This is a genomic window from Phytopseudomonas seleniipraecipitans, assembly GCF_900102335.1.
Classification (GTDB): Bacteria; Pseudomonadota; Gammaproteobacteria; order Pseudomonadales; family Pseudomonadaceae; genus Aquipseudomonas; species Aquipseudomonas seleniipraecipitans.
Genome location: NZ_FNBM01000001.1, coordinates 935381 through 953979 on the forward strand (window position 1 = coordinate 935381; position 18599 = coordinate 953979).

Genomic DNA, 18599 nt, shown 5'->3' on the forward strand with positions numbered 1-18599 from the left:
CGCCATGTCGACATGCGGAGCGGATCAACGCGCCCCGCGCCACTGCCCGGCGTTACTGATCGCGGCACCTGCATCAGGGCAGGGCAAAACTACCGTCACCGCAGCCTTGGCGCGCCTGCACACGCGCCAGGGAAAGCGCGTGCGGGTGTTCAAGTGCGGGCCCGACTTTCTTGACCCGATGATCCTCTCGCGTGCCAGTGGCAATCCGGTGTATCAGCTGGACCTGTGGATGGTCGGCGAGGCCGAAAGCCGTCGTCTGCTGTGGGAAGCGGCCGGTGAGGCAGACCTGATTCTTATCGAAGGGGTGATGGGCCTTTTCGATGGCTCGCCATCCGCTGCCGACCTGGCACGTCGTTTCGGCGTACCGGTGTTGGGCGTGATCGACGGTTCGGCGATGGCGCAGACCTTCGGCGCTTTGGCGGTCGGGCTGGCCAGCTATCAGCCGGATTTGCCGTTTTCCGGCGTGCTCGGCAATCGCGTCAATCCGGGGCGCCACAACGACCTGATTCGTGACAGCCTGCCGGCCTCCATCCGCTGGTACGGCTCGCTGCCGCGCAGTGCAGCGATCGAGTTGCCGAGCCGCCACCTGGGCCTGGTGCAGGCCGCCGAACTCGCCGACCTCGACGTGCGTCTGGACACCGCCGCCGACGCCCTCGCGCAGACGGCGACGGTAACACTGCCGCCACCGGTTACGTTTTCGGCTCCTGCGGTTGCGCCGCTGCAGCCGTTGCTCGAAGGTGTGCGTATCGGCGTGGCGCGCGATGCCTCCTTTGCGTTTACTTACCAGGCCAACCTCGACTTGCTCGAGCGGATGGGGGCATGCCTGCAGTTCTTCAGCCCGCTCACTGACCGCGCGTTGCCAGAGGTGGACAGCCTGTATCTGCCCGGTGGCTACCCGGAGCTGCACCTGCAAGCGCTGGCGGAGAATCGCGCGATGATCGAGGCCATCACCACACATCAGCAGGCCGGCAAGCCGACTCTCGCCGAATGCGGTGGCATGCTCTATCTGCTCGAATCGCTGAGCGACGTGGCGGGTGAGCGCGCCGAACTGGCTGGACTGGTGCAGGGCCACGCGCAGATGCAGAAGCGTCTGGTCGCCCTCGCGCTGCAGGCAGTGACGTTGCCGGAAGGGCTGCTGCGCGGGCACAGCTACCATCACTCGCGGCTCGAGTCTGACCTGCAACCGCTGGCTCGCGGCGAGTGCCCCAACGACAAGCCCGTGAGCGAAGCGGTGTTTCGCCTCGGTCGGCTGACCGCGTCCTATATCCACTTCTACCTGCCATCAAATCCGGCGGCCGCAGCGGCCTTGTTCCGTCCATGAGCGAACACGCCTATAGCGTTGAAGAGCGCGCCGCGGTCTACCGGGCCATCGCCGAGCGCCGTGACATGCGTCACTTCAGCGGCGGCGAGGTGGCACCCGAGCTGCTCGCCAAGCTGCTCGAGGCCGCGCACCAGGCACCCAGTGTGGGCTTGATGCAGCCGTGGCGCTTCATCCGCATCACTCGCCCGGCGTTGCGTGAAGAGATCTACCAGCTCGTCGAGACCGAGCGGCGGCTGACGGCCGAGGCCCTTGGCGAGCGTTCTGACGAGTTCATGCGGCTCAAGGTCGAAGGTGTTCGTGAGTGTGCCGAGGTACTGGTCGCGGCGCTGATGGAGGGCCGCGAGGCGCATGTGTTCGGGCGGCGCACACTGCCGGAAATGGACATGGCGTCGCTGTCCTGCGCCATTCAGAATCTCTGGCTGGCTGCCCGGGCTGAAGGCCTGGGCATGGGCTGGGTGTCGTTGTTCGATCCCATCGCCCTGGCAGAACTACTGGGCATGCCATCCGGCAGCAAGCCCGTGGCGGTGCTGTGCCTGGGCCCGGTGCAGGCATTCTACCCGGCGCCAATGCTTGTTCAGGAGGGCTGGGCCAGCGTGCGGCCATTGAACGAACTGCTGTTTGAAGATAGCTGGGCATCACAAGGCGGGGAGCCACATGAATAGCACAGAGCGTTTATGAGCCTGATCCTCAGTGCAGTCGCTGGCGTGGCGCTGGATGCCGCCCTCGGTGAGCCAAAACGCTGGCACCCGCTGGTAGGCTTCGGCACCTTGGCCAATCGCCTGGAGCAGCGTTTCAACCCATCCGGCGGCGGCTGGCGCAGCCACGGCGTGAGCGCCTGGTGCCTGGCCGTGCTGCCGCTAACCCTGCTCACCGTCCTGCTGGTGCAACTGCCGTGGATTGGCTGGCTGGTGCAGATCATTGCTTTGTACGCGGCCCTCGGCCTGCGCAGCCTTGACCAGCACGCTCAGCCAGTGGCCCAGGCGCTGCGCCTGGGTGATCTGTCGCTGGCCCGCCAGCGCGTCGGTTACATGGTCAGCCGGCGCACCGAGGAGCTGGACGCCACCGGCGTGGCGCGTGCCGGTACCGAGTCGGTGCTGGAGAATGGCAGCGATGCGGTGTTCGCCGCACTGTTCTGGTTTCTCGTCGCCGGCGCGCCCGGTGTAGTGCTGTATCGCCTGAGCAATACCCTGGATGCCATGTGGGGTTACCGCAATGATCGCTTTGAGCGCTTCGGCTGGGCCGCCGCGAAGATTGATGACGTGCTCAATTACGTGCCGGCGCGCCTCGTGGCCTTGACCTATGCGCTACTGGGGCGGACCACCACCGCGATGCGCTGCTGGCAGCGCCAGGCACCCCGGTGGGACAGCCCCAATGCCGGCCCGGTGATGGCCGCAGGTGCCGGCGCTCTGGGCGTGAGCCTGGGCGGTGCTGCCGTCTATCACGGTGAACGGCACCAGCGCCCCGAGCTTGGCGAAGGCCCGCCACCTCAGGCGCGTGATATCGAGCGAGCGATGAATCTGGTCTGGGGCGGTGTGCTGCTGTGGCTATTGTTGATGCTGATCGTGGAGGTGTGCGTTGCTTGAACATGGCGGGCGACTACGACGTGCAGCCCTGCAGTACGGCATTGCGCTGACCGACTGGCTGGATCTGTCGACTGGCGTGGCGCCTTATGGGTTACCGCTGCCGGCGATCCCCGAACAGGCCTGGGCGCGCCTGCCCGAACAGGATGACGGGCTTGAGGCGGCCGCTTGCGCCTATTACGGCGTCGATCATCTGCTGCCGGTGGCCGGATCGCAGGCAGCCATTCAGTGTCTGCCTCGGCTGCGCCGTGAAGCTCGTGTCGGCATCGTTTCGCCGGCTTACGCCGAACACGCGGCCGCCTGGCAGCGCGAGGGGCATCGGGTGCTGGAAATCAGCGAGGCCAGCGTCAACCGCGCGCTGGAGCGGCTCGACGTGTTGTTGCTGGTCAATCCCAACAACCCCACCGGGCGACGGTTCTCCCCACAACAGCTGTTCGCCTGGCATGCGCGCCTCGCCGAGCGTGGCGGCTGGCTGATCGTCGACGAAGCCTTCATCGATTGCACACCGGAGCAGAGCCTGGCGGCTCACAGCCATCTGCCAGGGCTGATCATCCTGCGCTCGTTCGGCAAGTTCTTTGGTATGGCCGGCGCGCGGCTGGGCTTCGTGCTGGCCGAGCCAACGCTGCTGAGTGAGCTGGAAGAGCTGCTCGGGCCGTGGACGATCAGCGGGCCAACGCGGTGGCTCGGGGCTGGTTTGCTGGAGGACCGCACTGGTCAGCAGGCGCTGCAGCAGCGCCTGACTGGCGATGGGCAGCGCCTTGCCGAGCTGTTGCGCGAGCACGGCCTGCCGCCCACGGGTGGCTGCGCGCTGTTCCAGTGGATTGCCAGCGAGCACGCGGCCTTGCTGCATGAATTCCTCGCCTGCAATGGCATTCTCACCCGCCTGTTCGAGCAGCCACCCAGCATTCGTTTCGGCCTGCCAGCGGACGAGGAAGGCTGGCAGCGCCTGGCGCGGGCGCTGGCGGTATTTGCCGAGGAGTCGCGATGAGTCAGTCTGAGGCAAGCACTGCCGGGTTGGCGCCGGGCGCGACGTTGATGGTGCAGGGCACCACGTCCGATGCCGGCAAAAGTACCCTGGTTACCGCACTGTGCCGCTGGCTGCATCGCCAGGGCGTCAGTGTGGTGCCGTTCAAGCCGCAGAACATGGCGCTCAACAGTGCGGTGACCGCCGACGGCGGCGAGATCGGTCGCGCTCAGGCGGTGCAGGCCCAGGCGTGCGGTCTGGCGCCACATACCGACATGAACCCGGTGCTGCTCAAACCGAACAGCGACACTGGCGCCCAGGTGATCATCCACGGGCAGGCGGTGGGCAACATGAACGCCGTGGCCTACCACGACTACAAGCAAGTCGCCCGCGAGGCCGTGCTGGCGTCCCACCGGCGTCTACAGGCTACCCACCAGGTGGTGATGGTAGAGGGCGCCGGCTCGCCCGCAGAGATCAATCTGCGCGCCAACGACATCGCCAACATGGGCTTTGCCGAGGCGGTCGATTGCCCGGTGATTCTGGTCGCCGATATCGACAAGGGCGGGGTCTTCGCCCACCTGGTCGGCACCCTGGAGCTGTTGTCGCCGAGTGAGCAGGCGCGCCTCAAAGGCTTCGTGATCAACCGTTTTCGCGGCGATATTGCCTTGTTGCAACCGGGGCTTGACTGGCTCGAGCAGCGCACCGGCAAACCCGTGCTCGGCGTGCTGCCGTACCTCATGGACTTTCATCTGGAAGCCGAAGACGCCATCGATCGCCGCCAGGTGAGCAAGGCCACCGACGTGCTCAAGGTGGTGGTGCCGGTGCTGCCGCGCATCAGCAACCACACTGACTTCGATCCACTGCGCCTGCATCCGCAGGTCGCATTGACCTTTGTCGGCCCAGGCGAGGCGATCCCGCCCGCTGACCTGATCATCCTGCCTGGCTCTAAGAGTGTGCGCGCCGACCTTGCCTTCCTGCGTAGCCAGGGCTGGACTGACGCAATCGACCGGCACTTGCGTTATGGCGGCAAGCTGCTCGGTATCTGCGGCGGGCTGCAGATGCTCGGCCGCCGGGTCGAGGACCCCGAAGGCCTGGAAGGGCCGGCTGGCGGCAGCGACGGCCTGGGCCTGTTGCAGATCGATACGGTGCTGGAACCCCACAAGCAACTGCGCAATGTTCGTGGCCGTCTATGCCTGGAGGATGCTGCGATCAGCGGGTACGAGATTCACGCCGGCGTGACCAGTGGCCCGGACTTGCAGCGCGCTGCGGTGCAGCTCGATGGCGGTCGCGCAGATGGTGCGCAGAGCGCCGACGGCCAGGTCATGGGCACGTATCTGCATGGTCTGTTCGAGTCGTCGGCGGCCTGTTCCGCGCTGCTGCGTTGGGCTGGTCTGGGCGAGGTGCAGGGGGTGGATTACCACGCCCTGCGCGAGCGCGATATCGAGCGCCTGGCCGATCTGGTCGAGGCGCATATGGATCTGTCGGCCCTGCGTGCACTCTGCGGACTGGACGCTGACACGGAGATTGATACATGCAGGAACTGATTCTTGGCGGTGCGCGTTCCGGCAAGAGCCGGCTGGCCGAGCGCCTGGCCGGTGAGTCGGGCCTTGAGGTGATTTACATCGCCACCAGCCAGGCGCTCGATGGCGAGATGAGCGAACGCATCCGCGCGCACCGTGATCGTCGCCCGGCGCAGTGGGCGCTGGTCGAGGAACCGCTGCAGCTGGCGCGAGTGCTAAGCGAGCAGGCGTCAGCGCAGCGTTGCCTGCTGGTCGATTGCCTGACCCTGTGGCTGACCAATCTGTTGGTGCTGGACGATGACGCACGCCTGCAGCACGAGCGTGAAGCGCTACTGGCCAGCCTGGCGAACCTGCCGGGGCGGCTGATTCTGGTCAGCAACGAAACCGGCCTGGGCGTGGTGCCGATGGGCGAGCTGACCCGCCGTTACGTCGACGAAGCCGGCCTGCTTCACCAGGCTATCGCCGAACGTTGCCAGCGCGTGGTCTTCACGGTCGCCGGCCTGCCCATGGTACTCAAGGGAGACCCGTTATGAATCTCGATTGGTGGCTCAACCCCGTGCAGCCCATCCACCTGGTGGCGCACGCGAAGGCCGAAGCGCGGCAGGCTCAGCTCACCAAACCCGCCGGCTCGCTTGGCGAGCTTGAGCGTCTGGCGACTCGACTTGCCGGGCTGCAAGGGCGCGAGTGTCCGAGCATCGATCAGGTATGGATCGCCATTTTTGCAGGCGATCACGGTGTGATGGCGGAAGGTGTATCGGCCTATCCGCAGGCGGTGACCGGGCAGATGCTGCGCAACTTCGTCGGTGGTGGCGCGGCGATCAGCGTACTGGCCCGGCAGGTGGGCGCGTCGCTGGAAGTGACCGATCTGGGCACCGCGCTGCCGCTCGAGCCGCTGCCGGGCGTGCGCCACCTGCACGTCGGTGCAGGTACTGGCAATTTGATGCGCGAAGCGGCGATGACGCCTGCCCAGGCGCTGATCGCCCTGCAAGCCGGGCGCGATAGCGTCTCCCGCGCCGCAGCGGATGGCTGCGAGTTGTTCATCGGCGGCGAAATGGGCATCGGCAACACCACGTCGGCCACTGCGCTGGCCTGCCTGCTACTGGATTGCCCTGTGGCCGAGCTGGTCGGTCCAGGTACTGGGCTTGCCACAGCCGGTGTCGCTCACAAGGCGCAGGTGATCGAAACGGCACTGGCACTGCATCGCGACGCTGCGGGCGAGCCGATGGAAGCGTTGCGCTGCCTGGGCGGTTTCGAGATCGCTGCGCTTACCGGCGCCTACCTGGCCTGCGCTCAGCAGGGCGTAGTGGCGCTGGTCGATGGCTTCATCTGCAGTGTCGCCGCCTTGTTGGCGGTGCGCTTGAATCCGGCATGCCGCGACTGGCTGCTGTTTTCCCACCAGAGCGCCGAGCCTGGTCATCAACGCCTGCTTGCCGCCCTGCAGGCCACGCCGATCGTCAGCCTGGGCCTGCGGCTGGGCGAAGGCAGTGGGGCTGCGCTGGTGGTGCCGATGCTGCGCCTGGCCTGCGCGCTGCACAATGAAATGGCCACCTTCGCCGAGGCTGCCGTGGCGGATCGCGCGCCGTGATTCTGCATCTGCTGCGTCACGGCGAAACGGAGCAGGGCGGCGGCCTGCGAGGCAGCCTGGACGACGCGCTGACCGAGGCAGGGTGGGCGCAACTGCGCGCCGCGGTGCAGGCCGATGAGCACTGGGATGCACTGGTCAGCTCGCCGCTGCAGCGTTGCGCGCGCTTTGCCGAGGAGCTAGCCGCCGCTCGCGAGCTGCCCCTACATTTTGAGGCGGGCTTGCAGGAGCTGCATTTCGGCGAGTGGGAGGGCCGCAGCGCCGCGCAGTTGATGGAAACTGACGCCGACGACCTGGGCCGCTTCTGGGCGGACCCGTATGCCTTCACACCACCAGGCGGTGAGCCACTGCTGGCCTTCGAGGCAAGGGTACTGGCGGCCATCCAGCGCCTGCAGACCGATTATCAGGGACAGCAACTGCTGGTGGTCACCCATGGTGGAGTGATGCGTCTGCTGTTGGCGCGCGCCCGGGGCCTGCCCCGTGAGCAACTGCTGCAGGTCAGCATTACTCACGGCCAGCGGGTGCACCTGCAGGTCGATGCTCTGGGAATGCGAGAATTGTCATGACGCCGTTGTGGATTGCTCTGCAGTTTCTCACCCGCCTGCCGGTGCGCCTGGCCGGCATGCCCACCCCTGAGCAGACGGGACGCTCGCTGCTCTGTTATCCGCTGGTAGGAGGGGTGATCGGCCTGCTGCTGCTGGTTGTGGCGCAGTTGCTCGACGCAGCGCCTGTGCCCCTGCAGGCGGCAATCCTGCTGGCCGTGTGGGTTGCCCTGACGGGTGCCTTGCACCTCGATGGTCTGGCCGATAGCGCGGATGCCTGGATGGGCGGCTTTGGCGACCGTGAGCGCACCCTGACGATCATGAAGGATCCGCGCAGCGGCCCGATTGCCGTGGTCGTGCTGGTGTTGCTGCTGCTGCTCAAATTCGTCGCGTTGCTGGCCCTGGTCGAGCAGGGTAGTCACCTCGGATTGCTGCTGGTTCCGGTGCTGGGGCGCGCTGCGCTGCTGGCGTTGTTCCTGAGCACGCCTTACGTGCGCGCAGGCGGTCTCGGCGAGGCGCTGGCGAATCACCTGCCGCGTTCGGCAGCGGTCGTGGTGTTGGCGCTGACGTCCCTGGCTTGCCTGCTATTCGGCGGCTTCTGGATGATGCTGACAGCTGCGGGAATCTTTTTCTGGCTACGGCGGATGATGCTACAGCGCCTCGGCGGTACCACGGGCGATACCGCCGGGGCGTTGCTGGAAGTGCTGGAGTGCAGCACGCTGCTGGCGCTGGCGCTCGCCGGCTGATCAGGCTGCCATCGCCAGGCATTCGTCCGCGCAGCGCTGGCACGCCTGCGCACATTGCTGGCAGTGATCGTGGTCGTGTTTGGCGCATTCTTCCGCGCATGCCTGGCAGGCCTTGGCGCACAGCCTGCAGAATTCTTCAGCCAATGGGCTGTTGCGCAGCATCAGGGCTTCGGCCAAACGGCACATGTCCGCGCAATCACGATCGAGTTGAATGCAGGCGCGCATCATCTGCAGGTCCGGTTCGGCCAGGCAGGCTGCTGCACAGGTTTCGCAGGCGATTGCACACGCGCTGCACGCCTGGATGCATGAAGCATAGTGGGGTGAAAGCATGGTCAGTCCTCCTCGTAGTCAATGGGGTGCCGCGAGCGGTTGACTGGGTAGTGTCGGCAACGTTCGGAGTTTCTGACGAGACCACATTTCAGGTTGCGCCGGTTATGGTGCGGGTATATACATGCATCCATGTTGCCAACCGAATGCCTCTGCACACGCTTGCGCCGCGCCAGCCGCGGCGTCAGTAAACTCTACGACGATGCCCTGAGCGAAATCGGCCTTAACGTTGCCCAGTATTCGCTGCTTCGCCACCTGCAACGTCTCGACCGGCCCAGCATCACCGACCTGGCCGAGGCCATGGGCCTGGAACGCAGCACCCTGGGCCGCAACCTTCGGGTGCTTGAGGGCAGAGGGATGGTCGGGTTATCCGGCGGTGCCGATCAGCGCAATCGCCTGGTGGTGCTGACGCCAGCAGGCGAGCGGCTACTCGGCGAAGCACGCGGCGCCTGGCAGGCGGCGCAGGTGGAGTTGAAGCAGCGCTTGCAACCGCAACACCTCGACGCACTGGACGAGCTGCTCGCCAGCCTCGATTGAACAAAGGGGCAGGTCAGTGCTGCTGCCGTTTGCCCCGATAACAAGAAAAGGACACCCAATGAGTTTGGTACGGCGCGCAAGTTTTTGGCTGATGCTGGGAGCCTCTCTGATTCTCGCCCTGTCCCTCGGCACCCGTCACGGGTTCGGTCTGTTCCTGTCGCCGATGAGCGATGACTTCGGTTGGGGGCGTGGCGTGTTCGCCTTCGCCATCGCCCTCCAAAACCTGATCTGGGGCATCGCACAACCCTTTACCGGCGCCCTGGCTGACCGCTTCGGCGCGCAGCGGGCGATCATCATCGGCGGCCTGTTGTATGCGGTCGGGCTGGTGTTGATGGGCCTCTCGGATTCACCTTTGTCGCTGTCGTTGAGCGCGGGCCTGTTGATCGGTATCGGCCTGTCCGGGACATCGTTCTCGGTGATTCTCGGCGTGGTCGGCCGTGCGGTACCGGTGGAGAAACGCAGCATGGCCATGGGCATTGCTGCGGCGGCGGGCTCTTTCGGCCAGTTCGCCATGCTACCAGGCACACTGGGCCTGATCGGCTGGCTGGGCTGGTCCGCAGCGTTGGTGGCGCTGGGTCTGATGGTGGCGCTGATCGTACCGCTCGCCGCCATGGTCAAGGATCGCCCGCAGGTATCCCAGGGGCCGCAGCAAACCCTGGGTGAAGCGTTGCGCGAGGCGTGCAGCCATTCCGGTTTCTGGCTGCTGGCACTGGGTTTCTTCGTGTGCGGCTTTCAGGTGGTGTTCATCGGCGTCCATCTGCCGGCTTATCTGGTCGACCAGCATCTGCCCGCCATCGTCGGAACCACGGTGCTGGCCCTGGTCGGGTTATTCAACGTATTCGGCACCTACGTTGCGGGCTGGCTGGGTGGCAGGCGTTCCAAGCCGCGACTATTGAGCGCACTGTATCTGGCGCGCGGCGTGGTCATCACACTGTTCATCAGCGTGCCGCTGACCGTCTGGACCGCCTACGCCTTCGGTATCGCCATGGGCCTGCTGTGGCTATCCACGGTGCCGTTGACCAACGGCACCGTGGCGACCATGTTCGGTGTACGTAACCTGTCGATGCTCGGCGGTATTGTCTTCCTGTTCCATCAACTGGGCTCTTTTCTTGGCGGCTGGCTCGGCGGTTACCTCTATGACCACACCGGCAGCTATGATCTGGTATGGCAGATATCCATCCTGCTCAGCGTATTGGCCGCAGCGCTGAACTGGCCGGTTCGCGAGCAGCCTGTGGCGCGCTTGCAAGGAGTCCAGGCATGACCGTTAACCCATGGATCGCTACATGCGCCGGTGTTGTCGGCCTGTTGCTGCTGGCCGCGATCTTTTGGGGCTGGCGGCAGGGTGGGTTGGCAATCATGCAGCTGGGCATGAGCCTGTGCTGAGCATCTCCATCGATAAGGAAACCACCTGATGCGTGTGTCATTGTTTGCTCTGCCGCTGGTCCTGCTGGCGTTCACGGCGTCCGTGCAGGCCGCTGAGTGCCCGATGTTGCTGCAGGGCGAACTGCCCAAGCTGCGCTCCAAGGAAACCATCAACCTGTGCGAGCAATTTGCCGGCAAGCCGCTGGTGGTAGTCAATACGGCCAGTTTCTGCGGCTTTACCTCGCAGTTCGAAGGGCTGGAGGCGTTGAACCAGCGCTATCGCAATCAGGGCCTGGAAATTCTCGGTGTGCCGTCCGACTCGTTCAAGCAGGAGTCCGATGACGCTGAGGAAACCGCCAAGGTCTGTTACGTGAATTACGGTGTGACCTTCACCATGAGCGAAACTCAGCCCGTCACCGGCGACAACGCCATCCCGCTGTTCAAGGAGCTGACTCGGCAGACGGCTGCGCCCCGCTGGAATTTTTTCAAGTATGTGGTGGACCGCAAGGGCCAGGTGATCGCGCGTTTTTCCAGCATGACCAAGCCGGATGACCCGGAGTTGCTCGCGGCGGTGGAAAAGGCGATTGCGTCCAAGCCGTGACCTGCGAATCAGCGGAATAAAAAAACGCGGCCAAGGCCGCGTTTCTTTTCACTGATCTGCGCTTAGAAGCGGTAGGTAAGAGAAGCACCCAAACCATGGGCGCTGTTTTTGTAGGTCGCACGGTAGGTATCTTGATTGACGTGGACTTCTTCTTCTTTGAGATATGAATAAGCTAAGTCGATGGTCATTTCATCACTAGGGCTCCAGCCTGCACCAAAGCTGAGGATCGTACGATCACCAGATGGAATGCGCGGTGACCGATTGGTGTTATTGACTGGCGATTGGTCATAAGCAAGGCCGGTACGCAGTACCCACTGCGGGTTAAGTTTGTAAGAAACTCCAACAGCATGCGCCCATGTGTCGTGCCAGTTCTGCTCCTCAACTATAGAGCTGAGGTTAGCCGGGGCGTTTTCGTTATCTACTCGGATCTCCTTGAGGCGGCTCCAGCGCGTCCAGGTGCTGCCCACATACAGTGTCCAGTTGTCATCGATCTCATGGGTGAAAGACATATCCACAGACTCAGGCGTGGTTACGTCTAGAGACGCGTCGTACTTGCCTCCCAGAGCAGCTAGCGGACCGCTCGCTGTAACCTTAGTATCGCCTTCGAGTTCGTACTTGACTCTCGAGTGATAGGTGACACCAACACGAGTTTGCGGCGTCAACTCATAGAGCACCCCAACGTTGAACCCGACGGCGACATCGTCGCCTTTGATCTTCACTTTTGCGTCAGGCGCTCCTGCGAAATTGGGAATCGCCGAAGTCAGTTCCCCATCAATACGGTTGAACGTCGGCCCGAAACCGACGGAAAGTTGATCATTGAAGCGATAGCTGAGGGTCGGCTGAATAGTGACGACGCGAACAAAGCTCTTTTCTGCTTCGTAACGACCCATGAAGCCATTCTCGTAATCGGTGGATAGGCCGAAGGGCGCATATACACCGATACCAAAAGCGACTTTCTCGTCCAGAGGTTTCACGTAATAGCCCATTGGGACGCCAGTGGTCGGAACCATGTCGCCATCATTGGTGCCACCGCCGATACCGCTAGCGTTGCTGATGCTGCTCTTGGCATGAATGGCAGCAACACCGAAATTAACCTGCTCACGCTTGATGCGTGCCATGCCCGCCGGGTTGCCGAACACCGTGCTGGCGTCCTCTGCCGAAGACGAGCGCCCAGCGAACGACATGCCCATGCCTGCAATGCTCTGCTCGTTGAGCGCGAAGCCGCTGGCCAGGCTGTAGCTGGACGTGGATGCGATGGCGATTGCCAGACCGGTTCTTAAGATTCTTGTATTCACGGGTTGCTCCTTGGCGGGGTCGGAAACTCTCGCTTTGCTGACTCGGCGCCAATCGGGAAAGTTCAGGGTTAAACACGATCCATTGAGGTAAAACTGTCCATCGAGGCAGGATATAGAGCCTCGCGCTGATTGGCACCCATGACTTGGCAGTCAGTTTTGCAGCGGGCGACGGGCGTTCCGAGAACATGGCGATGATCGGCTGAAATGACTTGGCCGCCATTGCCACGGGCAGAAATCTGGTTATGACGCAACGCTTCGAGGGTAATTACGTAACGGCAGAATGCCCTGCGGCTTTTCGCCCTCTGTGTTCAGCGAGGGCGGTTGACACGCCTGACGAGCCTTGTGCAGTATCGATGCCTACACGTCTTGTTCGAGCATTGCATGTTCCCCATCCTCCAGCCTTCGCTTTCTGCGCACAGCCCTTTGGCTGCGTTGCCGCGCGTCTGCCTGGTGGTTGGCAAGTCGAAGAAACAGTCGCTCATTTGACCGGGGCGCGCTGTCCCGTCAGATGGGCTGACAGGACAGAGGCGCGAGGTCGAAGCATCCCTTCGTCACACTCCCTTCCCGCACTCCATCGACGGTGACCGAACGGTCTACACCGAGGAGTTGCAAGCATGTCTACATTTTCTGGAGTCTGGGTCGCCCTGGTGACGCCGTTCCGCGACGGGCAGGTGGATTTCCCAGCCTTGCGCGCACTGGCCGTTCATTTGGTCGACGCCGGTGCGGCAGGGCTGGTGGTGTGTGGCACCAGCGGAGAAGCCGCCGCGCTGGAGGAGGGCGAGCAACTTGCGGTGCTCGATGCGGTGCTTGAGGTGGTGCCGGCTTGCCGTGTGGTGATGGGCCTCAGTGGCAATAACCAGGCCGCGGTGCTGGCGCGTTTGCGGCGCATTCAGAGTCGGCCTCTGGCTGGCGTGCTGGTGCCGGCGCCTTATTACATCAGGCCTTCGCAGCAGGGCCTGCTGACGTTCTTCGAGGCCGTCGCTGACGCTTCGCATTTGCCGATCATTCTTTACGATATTCCTTATCGCAGTGCCGTCAGCCTGGAGCTGGACACCCTCCGACAGCTTGCCAGGCATCCGCGAATCGTGGCGATCAAGGATTGTGGCGGCGATCCGCGCAAGACCCAGTCGCTGATTCAGGACGGTGTGCTCGACGTGCTCACCGGCGAAGACGAACAGCTGTTCACCACCCTGTGTTTGGGCGGTAGCGGAGCGATCTCTGCTGCGGCGCATCTGCGTACGGCCGATTTCGTTGCGGTGGTGAGGCTCTTGCAACAGGGTGATCTGCTTGCCGGTCGCGCAGTGTTCCGTGAATTGCTGCCATTGATCCGTCTGGCCTTCGCTGAGCCCAACCCAGCGCCGGTGAAAAGCTTGCTGGCCATGCAGGGGCTGATTGTCGACGAGCTGCGCGAGCCGATGCTGCGCTGCTCCGATCAGTTGCGTGAGCGTATGCGTGCCGAACTACTGTGAGCGCACGGCACGGGCTCACGGGATATACTGCGCGGCAATCTTTACGGGAGAGCCGCGTGACCATCGAAATTCTCTGGATTCGAGACAACGCCAGCCTCGCCGAGCACTGCTCGGCCTGGCGCAAGCAGCCATTCGTGGCGTTGGACACCGAGTTCATGCGTGTCGACACCTTTTACCCGATCGCCGGGCTTCTGCAGGTCAGCGAAGGCGCGCGCGCCTACCTGATCGACCCACTGCTGATCGACGACTGGTCGTCCTTCGCCGCGTTGCTCGAGGACCGAGAGGTCGTCAAGGTGGTGCACGCCTGCAGCGAAGACCTCGAAGTGCTGCTGCGTCTGACCGGCAGCCTGCCCGCGCCGCTGTTCGACTCGCAACTGGCTGCCGGCTACCTCAACCTGGGTTTTTCGATGGGGTATTCGCGGCTGGTGCAGGCGGTGTTGGACATCGAACTGCCCAAAGGTGAAACCCGTTCGGACTGGCTGCAGCGCCCGTTGTCCGACACCCAGGTCAGCTATGCCGCCGAAGACGTGGTGCACTTGGCGGAGCTCTACCGGCGCCTGCAGGACAAACTCCCGGCAGAAAAGAACGCCTGGATACTTGAAGATGGTGCCGAGCTGGTTGCCAACCTGGGCCGCGAGATCCCGGCCGAAGAGGCTTATCGCGACGCCAAGCTGGCCTGGAAACTGTCACGCGCCCAGTTGGCGGTGTTGCGCGCGCTGTGCACCTGGCGCGAGCGGCAGGCACGGGCGCGCAACCAGCCGCGTAACCGTATCCTGCGCGAGCATTCGCTGTGGCCGTTGGCTCGTCAGCAGCCAAGCGATCTGGTCAGCCTGGCGCGCATTGAGGACATGCACCCGAAAACCGTGCGCCAGGACGGCGAGACCATCCTGCAGATGATCCGCGAGGCCGCTGCTCTGCCGCAGAGCGAGTGGCCACCTGCGTTGCCGGAGCCGCTGCCGCTGGAGTCCACGGCGCTGCTCAAGAAGCTGCGCGCCGTTGGCCAGCGCGAAGGCGAGCGTCTGGATATCGCCCCTGAGCTGATGCTGCGCAAGAAGACCCTGGAAGCGCTGCTCAAAAGTGGCTACCCGAATGGCCCATACCGCCTGCCGGAGAGCCTGCGCGGCTGGCGTCGCGAGCTGATGGGCCAGGCACTGCTCGATTGTCTGGCCGCCCAGGGAGAATCCGCTTGAAACGTATCTGCTCGATCTACAAAAGCCCGCGCAAGGACGGTATGTATCTCTATGTGCTGCGCGCCGATGCCCTGAAGCAGGTTCCCGCAAGCCTGCTGAGCGCCTTCGGTACGCCCGTGCATGCCTTCGACATGGTGCTGACGCCGGAGCGCACCCTGGCGCGTGAGGACATCCACAAGGTGCTGGAAAACCTCGACAGTCAGAGTTACCACCTGCAGATGCCGCCGCCCGAAGAGGATTACATCGAGCACCTGCCGGAAGAACTGCTGCGCCGTAACGATCCGGTCTAAGCGAGGAGGGCTGCCATGCGCGTACTGATTGCCGAGGGGGATCACGCCCTGTATCGGCGTTTGCTGCAAGAGACGGTGCCAGCGCTCCAATTGTTCGCCGGCGACGGTATCGAACTGGCCCAGCAGGCCGGCAGTTGCCCGATCTGGCTCGGTGAGCCGCATCTGTTCGCCGAGTTGCTGCGTGCCGGCCACAAACCCGATTGGCTGCAGTCGACCTGGGCCGGTATCACGCCGCTGTTGGCGGATGATTTACCGCGCGATTATCGACTGACCCGTGCGGTCGGGGTGTTCGGGCAGATCATGGCCGAATACGTGCTTTGCCACATGCTCGCCCACGAGCGCGAACTGACCACCCGGCTGCAGGCGCAGCGCGAGCAACGCTGGGACGGGCGTCTGCCGAGTAGCTTGGCAGGGCGCCGGGTATTGATCGTCGGCACGGGGGAAATCGGCGTGGCGGTGGCGCGTTTTCTACAGCCGTTCAATGTCGAGCTGGTCGGGGTTGCGAGCAGCGCGCGGGTGCTGGCGCCATTCAGCGAAGTGGCCGCGCTTGATGATCTGCCGCGCCTGGTTGCGGAGGCCGATTACGTGGTCAACCTGTTGCCCAATACGCCGGCCACCTCTGATATCTACGACGCCGGGTTGCTCGCGCGCTTCAAGCCGTCGTCCGTGCTTATCAACGCCGGGCGCGGTACGGCTGTAGTCGACAAGGACCTGGTCGCAGCGCTGGCCAGTGGGCAATTGGCCGCAGCAGTGATTGATGTCTGTCGTGAAGAACCGCTGCCTGCCGGGCACCCATTCTGGACGGCCAGGAATCTGCTGCTCACCGGCCATAGCGCGGCGCCGAGCCTGCCGCCGCTGCTGGTCAAGCTGTTCGTCAGCAACCTGCAGCGATACCAGCACGGTGGCGAGTTGCAAGGGTTGGTGGACTTCTCCCGAGGCTACTGAGCCGCGCCGTCGCGCGCGGCTTGTACTGCATGGCCGACGGACCTAGACTGCCGGCCTTTTCGCCCGTTACCTCCTGTCCCGACCATGGCCACGCCCGAACCCAATTTCTGGAAACACAAGACGCTCGAACAGCTCGATACCCAGGAATGGGAATCGCTCTGCGACGGTTGCGGACTATGCTGCCTGCAGAAGCTCGAAGACGAGGACGACGGGGCGGTGTACTACACGCGCGTCGCCTGCAAGTTGCTCGATCTGGATACCTGCCGCTGCAGCGATTATCCGAACCGCAAGACCTTCGTGCCGGACTGTATTCAACTCACGCCCGCCCAGGCGGATCAGTTCCAGTGGCTGCCGCCGACCTGTGGTTACCGGTTGGTCAGCGAGGGCAAGGATCTGCCGCTCTGGCATCATCTGGTGTGTGGTGACCCGCAAGCGGTGCATCGCGAGCGGATTTCTCAGGCGGGGCGCATGCTCAGTGAAAACAGCGTGGCCGAGGATGACTGGGAAGAACACCTGATTTTTCGCGCCGGCTGATTGTCTGTGATGTGCCGCTAGCAGCCCGTTAAGGCTCACTTAAGCGGACCCGTGTCTTATAGCGACATTGCGCGATGCGATTGTTGTGCTCTTATCCCATGGAACGTTCCGATTCGTCTGTTTTGGAGTTGCCTGTATGTCGATGCGCCGCCTGCTGCTGTCCGCTGTTCTGTTGAGTACCGGCACACCCTTGTGGGCAGCCGACAAGGTCGATCTCGACTACAAGGTGAAATTCCTCCCCGAAAGCGACCAGGCTGAAGTCAGCATCAGCGTGGAAAAGGGCGAGCACGTGCGCAGCCTGGACTTCAACCTGGGCGACGACGGTTATTACAGCGACTTCAAGGCGGACGGCGAATGGACGCAGAAGGATCCGCAACGCGGGCTGTGGGTGCCCGGCAAAGGCAAAGCCAGCCTGACCTACAAGGTGCGCATCAGTCACCCACGCGGCGATGATCGCTTCGACGCGCGGATGACCGAGGACTGGGCGTTGCTGCGGGGCGATGACCTGATCCCCAGTGCGGTGCTCAATCAGGTTGACGGCACGGACCTGGTCGCACGCCTCGAGTTTGACCTGCCCAAAGGCTGGCGCAGCGTCGAGACGGGCTGGCCGCGAGTGGGAAAGAACAAGTTCCGTATCGATAACCCGCAGCGCAAGTTCGACCGCCCGACCGGCTGGATTGTCGCCGGCAAAATCGGCACGCGCCGGGCCAAGCTGGGCGAAACCCAGGTGACCATCGCCGCGCCCGTGGGCGAGGGCATGCGCCGCATGGACGTCCTGACTCTGCTGACGTTTGTCTGGCCGGAAATGCAGGCCGTGTTCCCGCGTGATCCCGCCAAATTGCTGGTGGTCGGTGCCGGTGATCCGATGTGGCGCGGCGGCCTGTCGGCACCCAATTCCTATTTCATGCATGCTGACCGCCCGCTGGTCAGCGAGAACGGTACCAGCTCCCTGGTGCATGAGTTGGTGCACGTGTTCAGCCGTATTAGCGATACCGATAACAGCGACTGGATCAGCGAAGGGTTGGCCGAGTATTACGCCATCGAAGTGATGCGCCGTGCCGGTGGCCTCAGCGAAGACCGTTACCAGAAGGTGCGTGAGCACCTGATCAAGTGGAGCAAGCCGGTCAAATCGCTGCGTACCGAGAACTCTACCGGGCCGATTACCGCGCGAGCCGTGCTGATGTTGCAAGAGCTGGATCGCGAGATCCGTCAGGCCACCAAGGATGGCCAGCAGCGTTCGCTGGACGATGTGGCGCGCGGCCTGATGCGCATGGACAAGGCCAGCACCAAGGATTTCATCGAAATCACCGAGAACGTCATGGGCCGCAGCTCCAAAGTGCTGGACACCCGACTGCTGCGTTGAGCCACCCAGGCTGTAGCCTTCAGGCTGCTACTACGCCAGAGATGCTTCTTTTCGATGCCATTACGCCCGAGCCGGTGCTGCAACCGGATCGGGCGTTTTGCTTTAAACCCGCGCCAATGCTGGCGGCGCGCAAGCTATCAATGAAGTCGATCTTTACTATTCCTGGGAACGAGTTTTTGATCAAATTTTCTTGAGTAACATGAGCTCCATACCCACTTACTTCCTCCCAAGGAGCTCGACATGAAAACTGAATTGATTGCTGGTCTGTTCATCGCCACCCTCGCTACCGCCACGTTTGCCTTGCCGCAAGGCCCGGTAGAGGCGACCACCTCCCATGCTGTAGGTGTACAGACAGTCGCCGAAGATGGCTACAAGCGCACCGGCGGCAAGATTGCCGAGAATGGCTTCGAGCGCGTCGGTGGCAAGCTGGT

Annotated in this window: 21 protein-coding genes and 1 pseudogene; 20 read left to right on the forward strand and 2 right to left on the reverse strand. The window is 63.5% G+C overall.

Going from position 1 to position 18599, the window contains the following annotated elements; translation table 11 throughout:
• Positions 1-4: 4 nt before the first annotated feature.
• From BLS60_RS04295 to BLS60_RS04335, 9 genes are read left to right on the forward strand one after another with little or no spacing between them, the layout of a single operon-like run.
• Entirely contained in the window at positions 5-1321 is a 1317-nt protein-coding gene (locus BLS60_RS04295) for a cobyrinic acid a,c-diamide synthase CobB (protein WP_092365023.1), read from the forward strand.
• On the forward strand, positions 1318-1983 hold the full coding sequence (bluB, locus tag BLS60_RS04300; protein ID WP_070882870.1) for a 5,6-dimethylbenzimidazole synthase: 666 nt from the start codon (positions 1318-1320) through the stop codon (positions 1981-1983). Before BLS60_RS04295 ends, bluB begins: the two co-directional genes overlap by 4 nt.
• A gap of 12 nt (positions 1984-1995) precedes the next feature.
• Complete coding sequence (gene cbiB, locus BLS60_RS04305) at positions 1996-2904, forward strand: adenosylcobinamide-phosphate synthase CbiB (protein ID WP_092365026.1); 909 nt, start codon at positions 1996-1998, stop codon at positions 2902-2904.
• Complete coding sequence (gene cobD / locus BLS60_RS04310; RefSeq protein WP_092365028.1) at positions 2897-3889, forward strand: threonine-phosphate decarboxylase CobD; 993 nt, start codon at positions 2897-2899, stop codon at positions 3887-3889. The genes cbiB and cobD overlap by 8 nt, the downstream gene beginning before the upstream one ends.
• Positions 3886-5409 carry a cobyric acid synthase gene (locus tag BLS60_RS04315; protein WP_092365031.1) on the forward strand — a complete coding sequence of 508 codons (1524 nt, stop codon included), beginning with the start codon at positions 3886-3888 and terminating at the stop codon, positions 5407-5409. The genes cobD and BLS60_RS04315 overlap by 4 nt, the downstream gene beginning before the upstream one ends.
• Positions 5397-5918 (forward strand): bifunctional adenosylcobinamide kinase/adenosylcobinamide-phosphate guanylyltransferase, encoded by a 522-nt coding sequence (gene cobU / locus BLS60_RS04320; protein WP_092365034.1) that lies wholly within the window; start codon positions 5397-5399, stop codon positions 5916-5918. The genes BLS60_RS04315 and cobU overlap by 13 nt, the downstream gene beginning before the upstream one ends.
• On the forward strand, positions 5915-6970 hold the full coding sequence (gene cobT, locus BLS60_RS04325; protein WP_092365037.1) for a nicotinate-nucleotide--dimethylbenzimidazole phosphoribosyltransferase: 1056 nt from the start codon (positions 5915-5917) through the stop codon (positions 6968-6970). Before cobU ends, cobT begins: the two co-directional genes overlap by 4 nt.
• Positions 6967-7533, forward strand: a complete 567-nt coding sequence (gene cobC / locus BLS60_RS04330) for an alpha-ribazole phosphatase family protein (RefSeq protein WP_092365040.1) — start codon at positions 6967-6969, stop codon at positions 7531-7533. The genes cobT and cobC overlap by 4 nt, the downstream gene beginning before the upstream one ends.
• Entirely contained in the window at positions 7530-8255 is a 726-nt protein-coding gene (locus tag BLS60_RS04335) for an adenosylcobinamide-GDP ribazoletransferase (RefSeq protein ID WP_092365044.1), read from the forward strand. Before cobC ends, BLS60_RS04335 begins: the two co-directional genes overlap by 4 nt.
• Here the strand turns inward: BLS60_RS04335 and BLS60_RS04340 are convergent, their stop codons facing one another.
• Complete coding sequence (locus tag BLS60_RS04340; protein WP_092365047.1) at positions 8256-8585, reverse strand: four-helix bundle copper-binding protein; 330 nt, start codon at positions 8583-8585, stop codon at positions 8256-8258.
• Between the two features lie 129 nt (positions 8586-8714).
• Here BLS60_RS04340 and BLS60_RS04345 point away from each other — a divergent pair, with 129 nt between their 5' ends.
• The 4 genes from BLS60_RS04345 to BLS60_RS04355 are packed head-to-tail and all read left to right on the forward strand — an operon-like array spanning position 8715 to position 11082.
• Positions 8715-9119, forward strand: coding sequence for a MarR family winged helix-turn-helix transcriptional regulator (locus tag BLS60_RS04345; protein WP_092365050.1), 405 nt, complete (start codon positions 8715-8717; stop codon positions 9117-9119).
• Between the two features lie 58 nt (positions 9120-9177).
• Positions 9178-10380 carry an MFS transporter gene (locus BLS60_RS04350; RefSeq protein WP_092365053.1) on the forward strand — a complete coding sequence of 401 codons (1203 nt, stop codon included), beginning with the start codon at positions 9178-9180 and terminating at the stop codon, positions 10378-10380.
• Entirely contained in the window at positions 10377-10502 is a 126-nt protein-coding gene (locus BLS60_RS21715) for a hypothetical protein (RefSeq protein WP_276325642.1), read from the forward strand. The genes BLS60_RS04350 and BLS60_RS21715 overlap by 4 nt, the downstream gene beginning before the upstream one ends.
• 28 nt (positions 10503-10530) lie before the next feature.
• Positions 10531-11082, forward strand: a complete 552-nt coding sequence (locus tag BLS60_RS04355) for a glutathione peroxidase (protein ID WP_092365056.1) — start codon at positions 10531-10533, stop codon at positions 11080-11082.
• Positions 11083-11144: 62 nt separating this feature from the next.
• On the opposite strand, the gene BLS60_RS04360 is transcribed toward BLS60_RS04355, so the two are convergent.
• Entirely contained in the window at positions 11145-12377 is a 1233-nt protein-coding gene (locus tag BLS60_RS04360; RefSeq protein WP_092365059.1) for an OmpP1/FadL family transporter, read from the reverse strand.
• A gap of 614 nt (positions 12378-12991) precedes the next feature.
• On the opposite strand from BLS60_RS04360, the gene dapA reads away from it, so the two are divergent.
• The 7 genes and pseudogenes from dapA to BLS60_RS21445 all read left to right on the forward strand — a co-directional run.
• Positions 12992-13846 carry a 4-hydroxy-tetrahydrodipicolinate synthase gene (gene dapA, locus BLS60_RS04365; protein ID WP_092365062.1) on the forward strand — a complete coding sequence of 285 codons (855 nt, stop codon included), beginning with the start codon at positions 12992-12994 and terminating at the stop codon, positions 13844-13846.
• A gap of 56 nt (positions 13847-13902) precedes the next feature.
• Positions 13903-15036 carry a ribonuclease D gene (gene rnd, locus BLS60_RS04370; RefSeq protein WP_092365065.1) on the forward strand — a complete coding sequence of 378 codons (1134 nt, stop codon included), beginning with the start codon at positions 13903-13905 and terminating at the stop codon, positions 15034-15036.
• Entirely contained in the window at positions 15033-15326 is a 294-nt protein-coding gene (locus BLS60_RS04375; protein ID WP_070882885.1) for a YcgL domain-containing protein, read from the forward strand. Before rnd ends, BLS60_RS04375 begins: the two co-directional genes overlap by 4 nt.
• Before the next feature lie 15 nt (positions 15327-15341).
• Complete coding sequence (locus tag BLS60_RS04380; protein WP_070882886.1) at positions 15342-16271, forward strand: D-2-hydroxyacid dehydrogenase; 930 nt, start codon at positions 15342-15344, stop codon at positions 16269-16271.
• Positions 16272-16355: 84 nt separating this feature from the next.
• Positions 16356-16805, forward strand: coding sequence for a YcgN family cysteine cluster protein (locus BLS60_RS04385; protein WP_070882887.1), 450 nt, complete (start codon positions 16356-16358; stop codon positions 16803-16805).
• A gap of 136 nt (positions 16806-16941) precedes the next feature.
• Complete coding sequence (locus BLS60_RS04390) at positions 16942-18168, forward strand: gluzincin family metallopeptidase (RefSeq protein WP_092365068.1); 1227 nt, start codon at positions 16942-16944, stop codon at positions 18166-18168.
• Between the two features lie 240 nt (positions 18169-18408).
• A pseudogene (locus BLS60_RS21445) lies at positions 18409-18599 on the forward strand (hypothetical protein); the annotation flags it as partial.

Bases quoted from the DNA above. Each gene is read 5' to 3' on its own strand.
- BLS60_RS04295 (WP_092365023.1), top strand. From the start codon at position 5: ATGTCGACATGCGGAGCGGATCAACGCGCCCCGCGCCACTGCCCGGCG.
- bluB (WP_070882870.1), top strand. From the start codon at position 1,318: ATGAGCGAACACGCCTATAGCGTTGAAGAGCGCGCCGCGGTCTACCGG.
- cbiB (WP_092365026.1), top strand. From the start codon at position 1,996: ATGAGCCTGATCCTCAGTGCAGTCGCTGGCGTGGCGCTGGATGCCGCC.
- BLS60_RS04315 (WP_092365031.1), top strand. From the start codon at position 3,886: ATGAGTCAGTCTGAGGCAAGCACTGCCGGGTTGGCGCCGGGCGCGACG.
- cobU (WP_092365034.1), top strand. From the start codon at position 5,397: ATGCAGGAACTGATTCTTGGCGGTGCGCGTTCCGGCAAGAGCCGGCTG.
- cobT (WP_092365037.1), top strand. From the start codon at position 5,915: ATGAATCTCGATTGGTGGCTCAACCCCGTGCAGCCCATCCACCTGGTG.
- BLS60_RS04335 (WP_092365044.1), top strand. From the start codon at position 7,530: ATGACGCCGTTGTGGATTGCTCTGCAGTTTCTCACCCGCCTGCCGGTG.
- BLS60_RS04340 (WP_092365047.1), bottom strand. From the start codon at position 8,585: ATGCTTTCACCCCACTATGCTTCATGCATCCAGGCGTGCAGCGCGTGT.
- BLS60_RS04345 (WP_092365050.1), top strand. From the start codon at position 8,715: ATGTTGCCAACCGAATGCCTCTGCACACGCTTGCGCCGCGCCAGCCGC.
- BLS60_RS04350 (WP_092365053.1), top strand. From the start codon at position 9,178: ATGAGTTTGGTACGGCGCGCAAGTTTTTGGCTGATGCTGGGAGCCTCT.
- BLS60_RS21715 (WP_276325642.1), top strand. From the start codon at position 10,377: ATGACCGTTAACCCATGGATCGCTACATGCGCCGGTGTTGTCGGCCTG.
- BLS60_RS04355 (WP_092365056.1), top strand. From the start codon at position 10,531: ATGCGTGTGTCATTGTTTGCTCTGCCGCTGGTCCTGCTGGCGTTCACG.
- dapA (WP_092365062.1), top strand. From the start codon at position 12,992: ATGTCTACATTTTCTGGAGTCTGGGTCGCCCTGGTGACGCCGTTCCGC.
- BLS60_RS04380 (WP_070882886.1), top strand. From the start codon at position 15,342: ATGCGCGTACTGATTGCCGAGGGGGATCACGCCCTGTATCGGCGTTTG.
- BLS60_RS04385 (WP_070882887.1), top strand. From the start codon at position 16,356: ATGGCCACGCCCGAACCCAATTTCTGGAAACACAAGACGCTCGAACAG.
- BLS60_RS04390 (WP_092365068.1), top strand. From the start codon at position 16,942: ATGTCGATGCGCCGCCTGCTGCTGTCCGCTGTTCTGTTGAGTACCGGC.